The sequence below is a fragment of the Marinomonas posidonica genome, assembly GCF_043643765.1.
Lineage (GTDB): Bacteria > Pseudomonadota > Gammaproteobacteria > Pseudomonadales > Marinomonadaceae > Marinomonas > Marinomonas posidonica_A.
On sequence record NZ_JBHZSP010000004.1, the window covers coordinates 1 to 15,017 of the forward strand.

Here is a 15,017-nt window from a genome sequence, read left to right on the forward strand (position 1 = left end):
CCTGAGTCCGATAGCGTATCGAAATCAGGCCTTGAAAGCCGCTTAGAACAGAGTCCAACTTTATGGGGTCAGTTCACATCGTGATTCGAAGGACAGGCTTTTTGTTATATCTACGAATGAATTAGTGTTGCTCTGCCGTTTGCAGGGCTTTCATTTCATCATGGCACTCTTTCATACGTACTTTGACTCGTTGCAAAGTCACTTCACAGTTTTGTGGTTGTGGTTTTTCCAAGGCCGTGTCAACTTCATCCAGCACCTTGTCTTCCACTTCTTCCAGTTGATCAACATAAGTAAAGGCTTTGTTGTCCGATAATTTTGCCATCAACTTGGTGTAAGTTTGACGGGCTTTTACTAGATTATCCGTATCCAACTCGGCATGGCCTTGTTCGGCAATAGCAAAGGGCTGAAGGTCATCAACGGCTTCGCGTTTGGCGTCTATCATACGATTAAAAAAAGCTTGATAGCGCGCGCCTTGAAGTTTGTCTTTCGCTTCTTGGTAGAACTCAATACCACCCTGCATGACTTGAATAATATCGGCAATGTGTTTGCTCTGTGTCGTTTGGGTTTGCATGTTTTCCTCCTTTTTGCGTTTCGAATTCAATCTCTAACGTTTTCTATGGTTGAGGATGGAGAATGAAAAAACAACCGTACCGATTAGGTTGCACTGAGGTTGCATCTTTACTGCATAAAATTGAAACCTGCTTTTGACCATCACAGACCTAATCTGCCACTGTTTATTCGTCTCAAAAGCAGAGTACAATAGCGACCTTTCAATTTTCATGGGAACGAAAATGTATACCTCAGACCGCCAAGTAGGATTCTATAAAATCGCCATCATTTTAGGCTTGTTGTCAGCGATTGGCCCCTTTGCCATTGATATGTATCTACCTGCCTTGCCGCAAATCAGTCAGTTTTTCACGGTAGGGGTGGCTGAGGTGCAATTCAGTTTGACGGTTTTTCTCATTGCGCAGAGTGTGTCACAACTTTTCTATGGGCCGTTGTCAGATAAATTTGGTCGAAAGCCTCCCTTGTTCATTGGTATGGGGATTTTCTTTCTCGCCACACTTGGCTGTATTTTTGCTTCGTCTTTAGATGAGTTAATCGTCTATCGTTTCTTGCAAGGTATCGGGGCTGCCGCCGGTGTCGTCATTGCTCGGGCCATTGTTCGCGACATGTATACTGGGGTGATGGCGACAAAATTGATGTCTTTGCTCATGCTGGTATTCGGGGTTTCTCCGATTCTCGCGCCTCTGGTTGGTAGTACCATTCTGACCTTCACAGATTGGCGTGGCATTTTTGTTTTGGTCGCCATTTGTGCCGGTCTGGGCTTGTTATTGATTCAATTTGGGTTACGCGAAAGTCAGTCTTTAGAAGAGCGCCACCACACTCGCTCACAAGGCAGCAGCTTAAAAGCCTATATGACCCTGTTAAAAGACAATCACTACATGGGGTTGGTGTTTGCCGGTAGTTTCGCATTGGCCAATTTCTTTATTTATCTGGCCAACTCACCTTTTGTACTGATCGAACATTATGGCCTCAATGAAACCCAGTACGGTTTAGCCTTTGGGTTAAACGCCATGTGCTTTTTCTTCGCCGCTCAATTTAATGGTCGCCTATGCTCACGTTATGGCATTGAAAGTGTGATTAGGGCTGGTAAGTGGATTGGTGCTATTGCTATGTGTTGTATGAGCAGCCTATATCTGATTGGCTTCGATTCTTTGTATTTGTTTATGGGATGTTATCTGATCGCCAGTGCAGGAGTCGGCTTAGTGATACCCACCACCTCGATTCTTGCCATGGAAAACCACGGCCGTATTGCTGGCACTGCATCAGCTTTATTAGGTACGATGCAAATCGCCATTGGCCCCATTTTTATTGCCGTTTTAAGCCCATTTATGGACAAAACACCTTTGCCTATGGTGCTGGGCATGACCTGTTGCTCGTTGATTGCTTTATTATTCGTCACCTTCACCTTATCGAGAAAAATACCTTTCGCTAAGGCGTAAATTTGTTATAAAGAAAGTCCGACAACGTCATAATAAAAAGCGGAGGAGCTGATGTCACAGCATCATACTGGTTCTTGTTTATGTGGGCAGGTGAGTTATAAGCTAATAGGAGAATTTAAGAAGTTTTTCTTGTGTCATTGTAGTCGTTGCCGCAAAACCTCAGGCACCTCACACTGTGCGAACTTGTTTGCGCCGGGTGCGGAATTAACATGGGTAAGCGGCGCAGACAACATACACTTTTATCGTCATCCAGACAGTAACTTTGCACGTGCTTTTTGCCAAACTTGCGGTTCCAATGTGCCAATTGATGCCAAAGCTCGCGGTTTGGTTGTGGTGCCCGCTGGTAGCCTAGATTCCGATTTAGACATAAAAGCCCAAGCCAATATATTCATGGGCAGCAAGGGCAACTGGGATGATAACCTTAACCAGGCGCCTTGCTTTGACGCCATGCCAAGCTAACGCAGTGGTGCTTTAAAGCCGTGCCAATTTCTGCGCGGCAGCGAGCAAAGTCGTTTCATCTTTAGCAAAACATAAACGAATGAGCCGTTGTTCTGTTGGTGGGTTCTGATAGAAAACACTGACAGGAATGGCGGCGACGCCAACCTCTTTCACCAAGTACTGGCAAAACGCCACATCGTCTAGGTCGCTAATCTCGCTGTAATCCAATAATTGGAAATAGGTGCCTTGGCAAGGTAGCAGGCGAAAACGACTGGAAGCCAAGGACTCACGCAAGACATCACGTTTGGCTTGATAGAAGGGCGATAGTTCAGCACTGGCTGTTGGAGTACTCAGTAAATGCTCGCCAATCGCGTGCTGTAGTGGTGTAGCAGTACTGAAAGTGATGTATTGATGCAGCTTTCTCAGTTCGCGGGTGATGGCTTCTGGAGCTACCACATAACCCACTTTCCAACCCGTTAAATGGAAGCTTTTACCAAAAGACGACACCACCATACTACGTTCAGCCAATTGATGGTGACGATGCACACTCACACTTTGAGTTTGATAGTGAATAAACTCGTACACTTCGTCGGATAAGACATAAATGTCTCTGTCTTTTATCGCTTGCCAAAGTTGTTCTAAGTCGTCATCTTGCCAACAGGTTCCAGTGGGGTTATGTGGCGTATTGATTATCACCAAACGAGTTTTATCTGTTATCAATGAAGCAAACTCAGACCAATCCGGTCGAAAGTCTGGTGCTTTCAACACCACACGCTTACATGCCCCTCCTGCTAATGAAACCGCTGGCTCATAGAGATCATAAGCTGGGTCAAATAGGATGACTTCATCACCCGCATTCACTAAGGCAGTAATACCATCAAAAATGGCTTCCGATGCGCCACTGGTGACTGTGATTTCAGTATCGGCATTGACCTGACGATTGTAATGGCGAGCAATAAGGCCTTGAATCGCTTCGCGCAATACAGGCAAGCCTGTCATTGGGGCATACTGATTATTACCATGCAAGATAGCGTGAGAAGCTCGCTCCAATAATGTTTGGTCTGCCGAAAAATCGGGAAAACCCTGTGACAAATTAATCGCGCCATATTGCGCCGCAAGGGACGACATTTGCGTAAAAATGGTGGTGCCAACTTGCGGCAATTTAGAAGTCAAAGTCACGATGACAGCCTTAAAAAAATAGTGATAAGCGATACGTTAAAAGACCGACACAAGCAGGGTCAACCTTTCTTTTACAATATGCTATAAATGCCTAAATTGAGGCAAAAAAAAGCCAAGACACTTGGCCTTGGCTTTCACTTGCAAACTAGTTTACTAGCCGAATTAACTTGCTTGTAAGCTTGGGTAATCTGTATAACCTTCCGCACCGGGTGTGTAGAAAGTATCAGGATTCGGTTGGTTCAATTCTGCGCCTTGCTTAACACGAGAAACAAAATCTGGATTCGCCAAAATCCCCGTACCAAAGGCCACACTGTCCGCCTGCTTGTCAGCAATGACTTGTGTTGCTTCTTCTGGAGTGTAGCCCATGTTCACCATCAAGTGACCTTCGTACACCTCACGCACAGCAGGCACAACATCCGCTTGCTGTAGACCAAAGAAATCCGCACGCATCAAGTGTAAGTAAGCCAAATTGTAACGATTCAATGCTTTAGCAAGGTAGGTCACCAAACCAACAGGGTCACTGTCTTTCATACTTTGGAAGCTGTTCAAAGGCGATAAACGCACACCTACACGACCGCTGCCCATCACATCCGTTACCGCATCCAAGACTTCCATCAAGAAACGCGCACGATTTTCAAAGGAACCACCGTATTCATCATCACGCTGGTTGGCACTGTCTCTTAAGAATTGATCAATCAAATAGCCATTAGCCGCATGCACTTCCACGCCATCAAAACCGGCTTCTTTGGCATTGATCGCAGCCTGTTTGAAGTCTTGCACTATGTCTGCAATTTCCGCTTTCGTAAGAGCTCTTGGCACTGTGTAAGCTTTTTTACCTTCAGGGGTGTGAGTATCGCCTTCAATGGCAATAGCGCTTGGTGCCACCGCTTCTTTACCACCATTCAATAGAGGGTGCGCAGCACGGCCCGCATGCCAGATCTGCATAAAAATACGACCATCGGCTTTGTGAACCGCTTCGGTTGTCAGCTTCCAGCCTTGAACTTGTTCAGCCGAATAAACACCGGGATCGTTACCGAACGCCGACGTACCTTCACTGACCATAGTACACTCCGTAATCACTAAGCCAGTTGCAGCACGCTGTGAATAGTATTCTGCCATCAGCTCGTTCGGCTGATGTTCTGGGGCACGACAACGAGTTAACGGTGCCATGGCAAAACGGTTCGGTAGTTCTAAATCACCCAGTTTGACTGAGTTAAAAAGCGGATTCTCGGTACTCATGTTGGTCTCCAAAAGAATATGTTTGATATCAAAGATAGCTAGTTAGTGTGGCTAAGTAGTGGGATTTCAATCGTTTGCACGCTATTTACTGAATTGATATTGGTGGCGGCTATTTAGGATTGGGGCTAGCGACTTGAGTCTTATCGATAGGTTTGCCACCACTTTAGGATCAAATGACGTCACCTTGGAGACTAGGTGCTTTGTGTTGGAAACTTCATCTCATACATGGCCTTGTCTGCCCGAAGAAGTAATTTTTCCAATGATTCGCCAGGTTGAATAATACTCTGACCGAAACTAAATTGAATTTCTTCTAATTGCCCTTGAAGCACAACCGAGAGTGGCGTTTTAGAGGTCTGTAAACTGTGCCAAATTGATTCTAATTTTCCATCTGCTACTTTTGCTAAAATCAAAAATTCATCGCCGCCCCAGCGTCCCACTATCCCCATGCCGCCAACTAACGTGGAAAGATGGCTGGCAATCTCCTGTAATACCTCGTCGCCAGCCAAATGACCAAATCGATCATTGATGGATTTAAATTGGTTCACATCAATGTTGATTAGACCGAAACTCTCATTATGAACTTCCCATTCCGTCATATAGAGATTCATTTGCTCATTAAAACCACGACGGTTGAGCAAACCCGTTAACACATCACAAGATGACAAGCGCTCTAATTCAGCGGTTCGAGTGGCTACTTTTTGCTCTAACTTATTCTGTTGATCAAGCAAGGCTTTAGACATTTTCTGGTACTGTTGTACTAAACGCTTAATTTCCGCACCAGCAAAGCGCCCACATGGCTTAACTTGATGATGTTGAGCCAACGTTTGGATTGATGTATCTAACACTTTGAGTGGACGAGTGACCACAAAGGAAATCATTATATAAAACAATGCCAATGAACAAGCTAAACTAATCAATGAAATGATTAAGATATTTAAAAACTCTTCGAGCGGTAGAAAGCGATCAATGTCGATAAAATTAACCTGATACCAATCAATCTCTGGAATATAGATTACGCTGGCAAGTTGACGAACACCATGGCGATAAACAAACGTCATTTGCACTTGATTCGGATCTTGTTTGGCGGCCGCGTAGTGACGTTTTAAGCTCTGTTGAGAATCGTCATCATCTAATAAGTGAAAAACTTGTTTTTTATCCAAGGTTTGCTTTGTAATTGAGGCGTAATCAATCAAGGATGCCTGTTGGTATAACTGGATTGCCCCTTTATAATTGGTAAAAACAATGGCTGAATAAATATCTTGCTTTTCGACCATTTGTCTCAAAAAATCTTTTAAATTCAGTCCAGTACCCACCACTCCGAGTATTTGCTCACCATCGCGAATCAAAATATCACTCCAAAGTTTTATGACCCCTAACTCAACATCTGGATTCACATTCAAATGGATATCAAGTTGCTTTTCAACGAGACTGTAAAACCAAGCATCAGAGGCTTTATTTGGATCTAAAGTGTACCGATAAAAATCATGTTTAGTCATCACTTCGCCTTTGCGACTAACTTGCTCATCGCTGTAGTAGTAACGATCGTTTTTGGTTAACGCAATGAAATAAGAACGGTCAGAAAAGTAGGGGCGAAATTGTTCTGTTGCTTTAAATGCTTGTTGTTTTAACAAGAGATTATCAGGATTCTTAGCCCACTCTTTTAACGGAACCAGCTGTGCAAAATCTTGAGAGAGCTTTACCTCTTGAATGAGAGGCAGTAAGGTTCTTACTTTATCGAATCGTAACTGCTTTTCAGCATAACGTTCTATCCAACTGACAACGATATCTTCCACGACCACTCTCATGGAAGTCCAAGCCAGAAACCCAACGGGGATAAATACCAGTAACGCGGCAATGAGCAATCGGGCTTTAATCGTCATAAGGTTTCAGTATGCTATGAACAGGGGGTTTAACATTAAACCGTATGAAAACAGATACACAATGCCAAAAAGCCCGATAAAATATTATTTTATGTAACCTGAATCACCACACGAGCAAACTGATTAAATGAGCCATTGCAACAAACCACCAACAGTACGACACCCGCCTATTATGGAGCCGAAGGTGTTTCGACGCTTGCTGTTACTGGCTTGTGTTAGCTTTATGCTGGTTTGGTTAATTGATGAAAGCAGTGGCATCATTTCTCAATATGATGCAACCGCCTACCCTATTTGCATTGGTTCTTTCGCAGTGATTTATGTGGCTAGCCGCTACGCTTCTCATTCACATCAAAATAATCTCCATTTGCTGACCTACCTGATCGTGGCAGGCTACCTAATCAGCACCAGCATTTGGCATCACATCGGCAGTAATGCCTTGTTTTCTAACGCAGCACAATGGCTAGGACTCAATTACGTCATCGCTTACTTATTTCTAGAAGTAAAACGTGCTGCATCTACCACTATAATCGTCTTAGCTGCCACTCTCATTGGTCACTATGTGGTACTCATTCAAAATCATGGATTGGAAGATACGATGGGCGTGGTATTGAATATCGCAGTTGCTCATATTGTTTACATTGTTTTGCTATGGACGGTTGTAAGATTAAGAGTAAAAGCGGCACAGGCCAATTCACGTATTAACCTGCTGGAAAATTATGCTTATGTAGACTTACTGACAGGTATTTTGAACCGTAGGGGCATAGAAAGAGTCTTTGATGAATTGGGCATTGATCAGATTGAAAAAGACTCTCAACGATATGCTCTGATGATTATAGACATTGATTATTTTAAACAAGTAAACGATCAGTTTGGTCATGCGATGGGCGATAAAGTCCTCGCCAAAGTTGCCGCTAAATTAAATCGAGCCATCCGTCCAGAAGACGTCATTGGCCGCTGGGGAGGCGAAGAGTTTGTGGTCTTAACATTGAACCGTAACCCCCAAGAAGTGTTAGCATTGGCGGAACAATTACGACTTGGAATTAGTCAGTTATCATTGGATGATGTATCTGGCATAACAGTTAGCATTGGTATTGGCTTCTCAAACCTAGCCAAAACACGACAAGAAGTGTTCAATATTGCGGACAGTAATCTGTACGAAGCCAAACAGTCTGGCCGTGATAGCGTACGTTGCAGTATCTAATTATCTACTGATACACATTTAATTACATAAAACTTACGATCGATGCTACCATGTAGAAAAGAATGAGAGCCGATTATAAGGCGAAAGGAATAACGATGTTCAGAAGTAATGTTGATGTTGAAATCTTAGAAGCCAACTCAGACCGTGAATGCACCTTCTACGCTGACTATTTGGTTCAGCAAATTCGCAGCACTGCCACCAAAAACCTTCAAGGAAGAACGGTAGAAGAGCGAATTAAAAACATCAATACCGAGCTAGATTTACTGATCCGTAAAAAGAAAGCCCCTAAGAACTTTGCAACGCAAATGACCACAGCCTTTGCTGCGACTCAACTGCCGCACAGTTATTTTCGCTGGATAGACAAACTCGATAGCCGCTTATGCCATTGGCTTTGGTGTTACTTAAAAAAACACACCTTAGACAAAGATCAAGAATACGCAGATCAAGGCATCCATCGCTCGCTTAAACGCCTTTCAAGCCAGCCTTTTTTAATCGAAAAAGACAGTAACGCAGATCGCCACACAGACATCTTGAATGCGTTTTATCATAGTGAACTAGACGCAAAGCAGCAACAGGATCTGCTCGATTCCCTAAAAAGCATGTGGTTTGAAATTGAAGAAGACTCCTCTGTTACGTCTTGGCTGGAAGACAATAATGTTGCTCAATGGCAATGGGCCTATTCGTATCTGCAGAATGTAAAAACTCGTCCACTTCCACTTGCTTGGACCAGCCATAAAGACAGTGAGAAACGAGACATTGTTATTGCGACAATTGATTTATCGAACAACCAAGACCGCAAAGCCTTACTAATTGATAAGATGAAAAAGGCGTGGAGCCAGAAGAAATTCCGCGAAAAATCGAATGGTAAAAAACCTTACAGCATCAGCATGACACAAAATACAAAGCAAAAGCTGAATGCCCTAGCGGAAGAGAATGAGTTAAAAATCAATGAAATGGTTGAGCAACTCATTCAGAACGAATACCAACGACGTAATCCATCTGCCTAAGCCTCTCAGCGATTTCCTATACAGAGCAACTACCTCGTAACGCAAACTGCGTTACGAGGTAGTTGCTGGTACTCTGAGTCTATTTAAGCTGTGTGTTTTTTAAACAAAAGATTGCACTCTGACGACACTTCGCTATAATCGCGCCTCGTATTTGACCGCTGGGTCAATTCGTATTGACCATTAAGTCAATTCATTCTTAACCGATTTGGGTTCCCTCACCCCAATAAAACGAAAAAGGTACAATATGAGCACATTTACCCCCGAGCAGCAGGGCAAAGCCCTAGGCTACCTCGCCATGTTCCATTTACTGGTCATTGCATCAAGCAACTATCTAGTACAGATTCCGTTTACCCTATTTGGCTTCCATACCACTTGGGGCGCATTTACCTTCCCTTTAATCTTCGTGGCTACCGATTTAACCGTTAGGATTTTTGGTGCTCAGCTTGCCCGTCGCATCATTTTTACGGTCATGATTCCATCCCTGATCATTTCCTACGTGCTGTCTGTTCTCTTTGCCCAAGGGGCATTCCAAGGCTTCGCCGCTTTATTAAATTTCGACACTTTCGTGGCGCGCATTGCCTTTGCCAGCTTGATGGCTTATTTACTTGGTCAGGCGTTAGACATTCAGGTTTTTAATCGACTGCGCCAATTGAAACAATGGTGGGTTGCACCAATGGCTTCAACCTTGGTCGGAAACGGACTGGATACGTTGGCTTTTTTTGGCATCGCTTTCTATCGCAGTCCAGATGACTTCATGGCCACCCATTGGCCTGAAATCGCTATGGTAGACTTTACTTTTAAGTTGATCATTAGCTTAGGTTTATTCGTGCCAATGTACGGTGTGCTGCTTAATTTCCTAGCAAAGAAATTAACACAGATTCAACCAAATTTTAGCTTGGCAAACCCTGCGAGATGATGAAAAAAGGCCTATTTCATCGAAATAGGCCTTTGAATATAAAGGAGAATAATGCCTTAGTCGTTATTCAAGGGGATTAATAACTGTATTTAAGGCCTAAACGATAGCGAGGACGCCATTTATCATTTGCGCTAACTTCTTCGCCATTAAAACGATAAGTCTCACCAGACTTATAAGGCTTCAAGCCAAATTCCACAAACGGATTCCAGCCATTCTTGAGTCCCGTATATTCACCTTTAAAGTTCACATCGGAAAACCAAGACGACTTATCTTCCCAACGAGGTCCTGAGGCTTCTGGATTAAATGTGTAGTCTATCGCAGAACTTAGAGACCAATTCTCAACACCTTTATAACCGGCTGAAAAAGTCCAACGGTTATAATGAGAATTGTCATAACCCACTTTGGTTTCGTAATTATAGCGATGTCTAAAACCAACAGACCAATCACTGCTTACCTTGTAACCAAAACTAAAATTAAACTGATGGCTTAATTTGTTCGAACCTGATTCCCATTTATATTGAGGAGTAAAAGTAACAGCGTCAGATAACTTCATACGATAGCTGATATTGCTCTGCTGACCGTTACCTGATAGCTCTCCAAAAGCATGTTCGTTATTACTCTTCCATTTCGCCTCAACACCAAAGCCAATGCCATTGGAAAAACGATGGCTGACTTCAATACGATCTGAATGACTGGCCGCCTGATCATCATACTCAGGCACAATCTCGTGCCTCATATTAATGCTTGTCGCATGAGCTGATACACACACCAATCCTGATAAAACTACACAAGATATAATTTTAACATCCATATAGAAACACCTTTTTATTATTATTGAACAGATATTTTAATATATACCTAAGATAATAAAATCGAAAGCATTTTTTGAATAAAAAATGATCAAATAGCTATCCAATAGAGGAAAAACTGCCGATTTAAACTCATCAATCTAAAAAATTAAGCTTCTAGATCAATGAATTAATGCACGGTGAAAATAACAAGAAGGGAGGTTAAATCTGATTCATTAACGCGGCTAAAACAACATTTCCTGACTTTGACACTCCAGTACTGAGACACAATTACGACCCGCAGCCTTGGATTGATAGAGCGCTTTGTCTGCACAACTTAACATTTCGTCAACGGAACATTGACCTGTCGCTTTATAAGCCACACCAATAGAAACCGTAAAATAAATTTTTTGATTGTCACCATTGAGCACCATACTGCGCTCCATTTTCACTCTTAAACGCTCGGCTTTTTGTATCGCTTCAGCTTGCGTCGCGGCTGGTAACAATACAATAAATTCCTCACCACCAATACGTGCAAGCACTTCCTCTTCGGCCAATACGCTACGACCACTCTCTGCTAGAGCCTGCAGTACTAAATCACCACTTTTGTGACCATATAAGTCATTCACCTGTTTAAAGTGATCCACATCGAGCATGATCAAAGCGATCGGTGAAGAAGTCGTGAGTGCGAGACTCAAAGCTTGCTCACACAATTCGAAGAAATAGCCTCGATTTACCAACCCAGTCAGATGATCGTAATACGCTCGTCGCTCAAGCTCTTCTTGTGCCCGAAAGTTTTCAATGGCAATGCTTGCTAAGTTACTAGCAAAATGTATGAGTTCCAGCTCTTTACTAGAGGGAGTAGATGGCATGGTCTTATAGATAGCAAAGGTCCCCAACAGAGAGCCCTTTGAAGAAATAATGGGATCTGACCAACAAGCGGAAATTCCCGCTAACGTCGCTAAACCATGGAACCTAGCCCAATATGGGTGACAAAACACATCTTCCACTATGACCCGCTGACGCAAAAACGCCGCCGTTCCACAAGAACCAACATTTAAGCCAATCTTTACCCCATCTATCGCTTGGTTATAGGCTTCAGGTAAATTCGGTGCGGCTCCCATTTTTAAGCATTGCGTCTGTGAATCAAATAACAAAACACTGCAAATCGCTTGTGGTATTTCATATTGAATTTGGCGTACCAGCATATGTAAGGTATCAATCAAAGCAGAACTTTTTGCCACCCGTTCTAGCATATTACTGCGAGCACTCAAGCGCTGCTCAGCAACACAGTAATTGGTAACGTCATTGAAGTACCAGAGTCGCTTATGGCCAACGATTGAAAAGCACAAATTGACGTGACAAGCCGCACCTTGCTTATCAAGTAGCTTTACTTGAATGTCTCGAATGGAATAGGGTAAGTCGGTTTCATCCAACCATGGCTCTATGACCTGAGAATAAAAATCAGACTGACCTGAAGCAAGATAGTACCAAGCACGGACGTCAGAAAGATCGGCTAAAACAAATCCAAATAAACGGTGGAAAGCTGAGTTAATGTATTCAATTGAACCACTATCAATACTGGACCAAAAAGCAGGAATGGGTGAGGAATCGACCAAAGTCTCCAGACGAAACAACTCATTTTCAGGGTGCGTCATAACAAATACCATGTGTACACTCGTGTGATCTAAATCCAAGGATCACGATTCCTACAAGTAATACGCAACCCCCTTTTCAATACAAGCAAAGAAGGAGGCTTTTTTGTATGGTTTTTGTACTAAATCAAAAACTAAGTAAAGAGAAACAGCTTAAACGCCGCAACGGTAGACATGATTCGAATTAACCATTTGAACTGAGTTGGCTGCACCTTTTTGAGAAATTGATAGCCAATGAAAGACCCGACTAATAAACCTGGAATCGCATACAAACTGGTTTCAGCACTGTTAACCGTAAGCAAGCCCAATCCAATGTAGAGAGGCAGTTTCAATAAATTGATAATGAAGAAAGCCCAAGCTCTTGTACTTACATAGGTATTTTTATCGAGTTTTTGCTCTAGTAGAAATAAGCTAAACAATGGTCCCGCCGCGTTAGCAATCATACTCACGACTCCACCAAAAAAACCCATAGAATAAGCTGCCCATGGGCGACGCATAAAAGATGCGGGTCGCACATCCAAATACAAGCCTAAGGCAATCATTGCAATGATAGTGAAACCTAGAAAACCAATAAACTGATCCGCATTAATGCTGGCCAAAAAATGACTGGCGATGATGACACCAATAAACGCCAAGGGTAAAAATCGCGCCAACACTGACCACGCGATCTTACTTTTATAACTCGATACCGCCATCAAATCCGTAAGGATGTACAAAGGTAATAATACCCCTAATGCTTCTGGACCTGGGAATGCAATCATGACAATCGGCAGCACTAAAAGCCCCATACCACCAACCGAAAATTTTGAAAAACCGGTTATTAATCCGGCGAGGAATAATACCGCTATGGATGTGTCCATATAAACCTCCTACACATCTGATCTAATCTGTCTTTAATGGGATTATGATAAGACAAAAAATGAAAAATAAATAATTTCGTTTTACTATTATAATGATATGAAAAGCTGATCATCTTGGTGAGTCTATGAAAATCGATCAAATTAAAGCCTTTATTGCAGTGGTAGAAACTGGCAGTTTTCGTTCTGCGGCTGAAGCCATCCATAAAACCCAGCCGAGTGTTAGTGCGGCCATTAAAGCTCTGGAAAGCCAATATGACATTACCTTGTTTGATCGCAACAGTTACCGCCCCGGCTTAACTGCGGAGGGGCATGCTTTTTTCAGACAATGCAAAAAACTCATGTCACAGGTAACGCAATTGGATTCCTTGGGACACGACTTGGCAAAAGGTGTCGCAACGCCACCACTGCACCTTTGTTTAAGCCAGATGAGCCTGGACCAAAACTGTATAGAGCGAGTTAAAGCCTTTCAGCAACACAACGCTGACGTCGACATAGATATCACAACAGATCATTTATACGGCTTGCAAGATAAACTCGCCAAAGGCAAATGTGACATTTCCATTGGCCCAAGATATGGCTTAGATGACCGTCATTCGTTTCTCGAACTCTATAAAATGGAAATGATTACGGTGATGAGCTCAAGTCTGCTTGAACAGCTTAACCTCACCACCAACAAGGTAAAACAAACGTCTCTGCAATCCATTCCACAGCTCCTCGTTATTAATACCGCCAGCGATGGTTCCAGCCATGGACACAGACACGTATTAACCACAGGGAAACGTTGGTACGTGAACGATTTTCAGGTTAAAAAAAGCTTGCTGCTAAATGGTATGGGTTGGGCGAGGATGCCAAAGCACATGATTCTTGCTGAATTAGAAAACGGGCAGTTAGTCCCTATTGAAGTCGACAATTTCATATCACGCAATCATGTGCCCATTTACATGGTACGACTGAGACAACAAACCCATCGCTTCCAAGTTAATTTATTCTGGGAAATGATGCGATCTTTTACGTCTAGATAAGATCTAAAAGATGTATTATCAAGGTGTTACATTCAAACCCCAATCATAATCTAGATAGACGATATCCAGATCGCCATTTTTCAAGGCCTGAATGGCCTGTGCGTCTAATGACAATTCAGCAGCATAATCCAACAAAAACGATGCTAAAGAAGCATAACCTGACCAACCTTTCTCGAAATCTTGTTTGTACCATTTGAAGATTGACGAGAGTTTCAACTCCCCCTTTTCTAGTCGATTACGACTAACATCAGATAAAAATAGGCGAGTTTGTTCATTGAGTTGAGTCTCTAATGTTTGCCCCTGATAGGCTTCAGCCCGTAACGCCGGGCAGCCAATGCTGGCACAATTGACCGCAAAATGAATACGTGGATCTTGGTAACGATCCGAGTCACGAATCATCTTATGCTCAATGTCATCCAAAGAAACCGTGTCACCCAGAAGAGGCGCGATGTCTTTTGACCAAGGCGAACGGAAGAGGCTTCCAAGATCTTTAATCGACTCAAGATCAGGCCATTCCGTCAGAATTAAAGCGACCGTCCAAGCATTATAAGCATTGATTAAGAACGCCAACTGCTCCTCACTTGACCAAGCGTCAAAGCGTGAACGTGACACATCAGACAAACGATCCAAGTAAGCGCTTAGACTCACTTGGTGTTCAGCAAAACCCGGATAATCGACCTGTGTCGCTTGTCCGCCCTGTAACACCCTCACATGCAGTTTGAGCAGTTGATCCCATTCCTTATGGTCAAAACCATCTTCTGCCGCGCTAAGCGTCTGACTGAAGAAACCAAACAGGATCGATGCCATCAACAACCAAATTTTCATT

Annotated in this window: 14 protein-coding genes; 6 read left to right on the plus strand and 8 right to left on the minus strand. The window is 43.0% G+C overall.

The genetic code is table 11. The annotated features are described in order from the left end of the window. Positions 1–121: 121 nt before the first annotated feature. Complete coding sequence (locus tag ACHUFM_RS05490; protein WP_394180340.1) at positions 122–571, minus strand: PA2169 family four-helix-bundle protein; 450 nt, start codon at positions 569–571, stop codon at positions 122–124. Between the two features lie 220 nt (positions 572–791). Here ACHUFM_RS05490 and ACHUFM_RS05495 point away from each other — a divergent pair, with 220 nt between their 5' ends. Next, on the plus strand, positions 792–2,006 hold the full coding sequence (locus ACHUFM_RS05495) for a multidrug effflux MFS transporter (protein WP_394180342.1): 1,215 nt from the start codon (positions 792–794) through the stop codon (positions 2,004–2,006). Positions 2,007–2,057: 51 nt separating this feature from the next. Next, positions 2,058–2,465 carry a GFA family protein gene (locus ACHUFM_RS05500; RefSeq protein ID WP_394180344.1) on the plus strand — a complete coding sequence of 136 codons (408 nt, stop codon included), beginning with the start codon at positions 2,058–2,060 and terminating at the stop codon, positions 2,463–2,465. Between the two features lie 12 nt (positions 2,466–2,477). Here ACHUFM_RS05500 and ACHUFM_RS05505 read toward each other — a convergent pair whose 3' ends face one another. From ACHUFM_RS05505 to ACHUFM_RS05515, 3 genes are all read right to left on the minus strand, one after another. After that, positions 2,478–3,623 carry a methionine aminotransferase gene (locus ACHUFM_RS05505; RefSeq protein WP_394180346.1) on the minus strand — a complete coding sequence of 382 codons (1,146 nt, stop codon included), beginning with the start codon at positions 3,621–3,623 and terminating at the stop codon, positions 2,478–2,480. A gap of 162 nt (positions 3,624–3,785) precedes the next feature. Then, entirely contained in the window at positions 3,786–4,862 is a 1,077-nt protein-coding gene (locus ACHUFM_RS05510) for an alkene reductase (RefSeq protein WP_394180348.1), read from the minus strand. A gap of 191 nt (positions 4,863–5,053) precedes the next feature. Then, positions 5,054–6,742 carry a GGDEF domain-containing protein gene (locus ACHUFM_RS05515; RefSeq protein ID WP_394180350.1) on the minus strand — a complete coding sequence of 563 codons (1,689 nt, stop codon included), beginning with the start codon at positions 6,740–6,742 and terminating at the stop codon, positions 5,054–5,056. A gap of 184 nt (positions 6,743–6,926) precedes the next feature. On the opposite strand from ACHUFM_RS05515, the gene ACHUFM_RS05520 reads away from it, so the two are divergent. The 3 genes from ACHUFM_RS05520 (at position 6,927) to ACHUFM_RS05530 (ending at position 9,866) form a co-directional block, all read left to right on the plus strand. Next, positions 6,927–7,943, plus strand: coding sequence for a GGDEF domain-containing protein (locus ACHUFM_RS05520; protein ID WP_394180352.1), 1,017 nt, complete (start codon positions 6,927–6,929; stop codon positions 7,941–7,943). Between the two features lie 95 nt (positions 7,944–8,038). Further along, positions 8,039–8,950 carry a hypothetical protein gene (locus ACHUFM_RS05525; protein ID WP_394180354.1) on the plus strand — a complete coding sequence of 304 codons (912 nt, stop codon included), beginning with the start codon at positions 8,039–8,041 and terminating at the stop codon, positions 8,948–8,950. 244 nt (positions 8,951–9,194) lie between these two features. Next, complete coding sequence (locus ACHUFM_RS05530) at positions 9,195–9,866, plus strand: 7-cyano-7-deazaguanine/7-aminomethyl-7-deazaguanine transporter (protein ID WP_063332219.1); 672 nt, start codon at positions 9,195–9,197, stop codon at positions 9,864–9,866. Positions 9,867–9,942: 76 nt separating this feature from the next. On the opposite strand, the gene ACHUFM_RS05535 is transcribed toward ACHUFM_RS05530, so the two are convergent. The 3 genes from ACHUFM_RS05535 to ACHUFM_RS05545 all read right to left on the minus strand — a co-directional run bounded on the left by ACHUFM_RS05535 (position 9,943) and on the right by ACHUFM_RS05545 (position 13,169). Continuing rightward, positions 9,943–10,677 carry an oligogalacturonate-specific porin KdgM family protein gene (locus tag ACHUFM_RS05535; protein WP_394180356.1) on the minus strand — a complete coding sequence of 245 codons (735 nt, stop codon included), beginning with the start codon at positions 10,675–10,677 and terminating at the stop codon, positions 9,943–9,945. A gap of 222 nt (positions 10,678–10,899) precedes the next feature. Further along, positions 10,900–12,351: a sensor domain-containing diguanylate cyclase gene (locus tag ACHUFM_RS05540; protein WP_394180358.1), complete on the minus strand. Its 1,452-nt coding sequence runs from the start codon at positions 12,349–12,351 to the stop codon at positions 10,900–10,902. 92 nt (positions 12,352–12,443) lie between these two features. Beyond that, the gene (locus tag ACHUFM_RS05545) at positions 12,444–13,169 is read right to left on the minus strand and encodes a sulfite exporter TauE/SafE family protein (protein ID WP_394180360.1); all 726 of its coding nucleotides are present in this window, start codon (positions 13,167–13,169) and stop codon (positions 12,444–12,446) included. Positions 13,170–13,294: 125 nt separating this feature from the next. Between ACHUFM_RS05545 and ACHUFM_RS05550 the strand changes: the two genes are divergently transcribed. Beyond that, positions 13,295–14,191 carry a LysR family transcriptional regulator gene (locus tag ACHUFM_RS05550; RefSeq protein ID WP_394180362.1) on the plus strand — a complete coding sequence of 299 codons (897 nt, stop codon included), beginning with the start codon at positions 13,295–13,297 and terminating at the stop codon, positions 14,189–14,191. Between the two features lie 18 nt (positions 14,192–14,209). Here the strand turns inward: ACHUFM_RS05550 and ACHUFM_RS05555 are convergent, their stop codons facing one another. Beyond that, positions 14,210–15,016, minus strand: coding sequence for a DUF547 domain-containing protein (locus ACHUFM_RS05555; RefSeq protein ID WP_394180364.1), 807 nt, complete (start codon positions 15,014–15,016; stop codon positions 14,210–14,212). Between the last annotated feature and the right edge of the window lies 1 nt (position 15,017).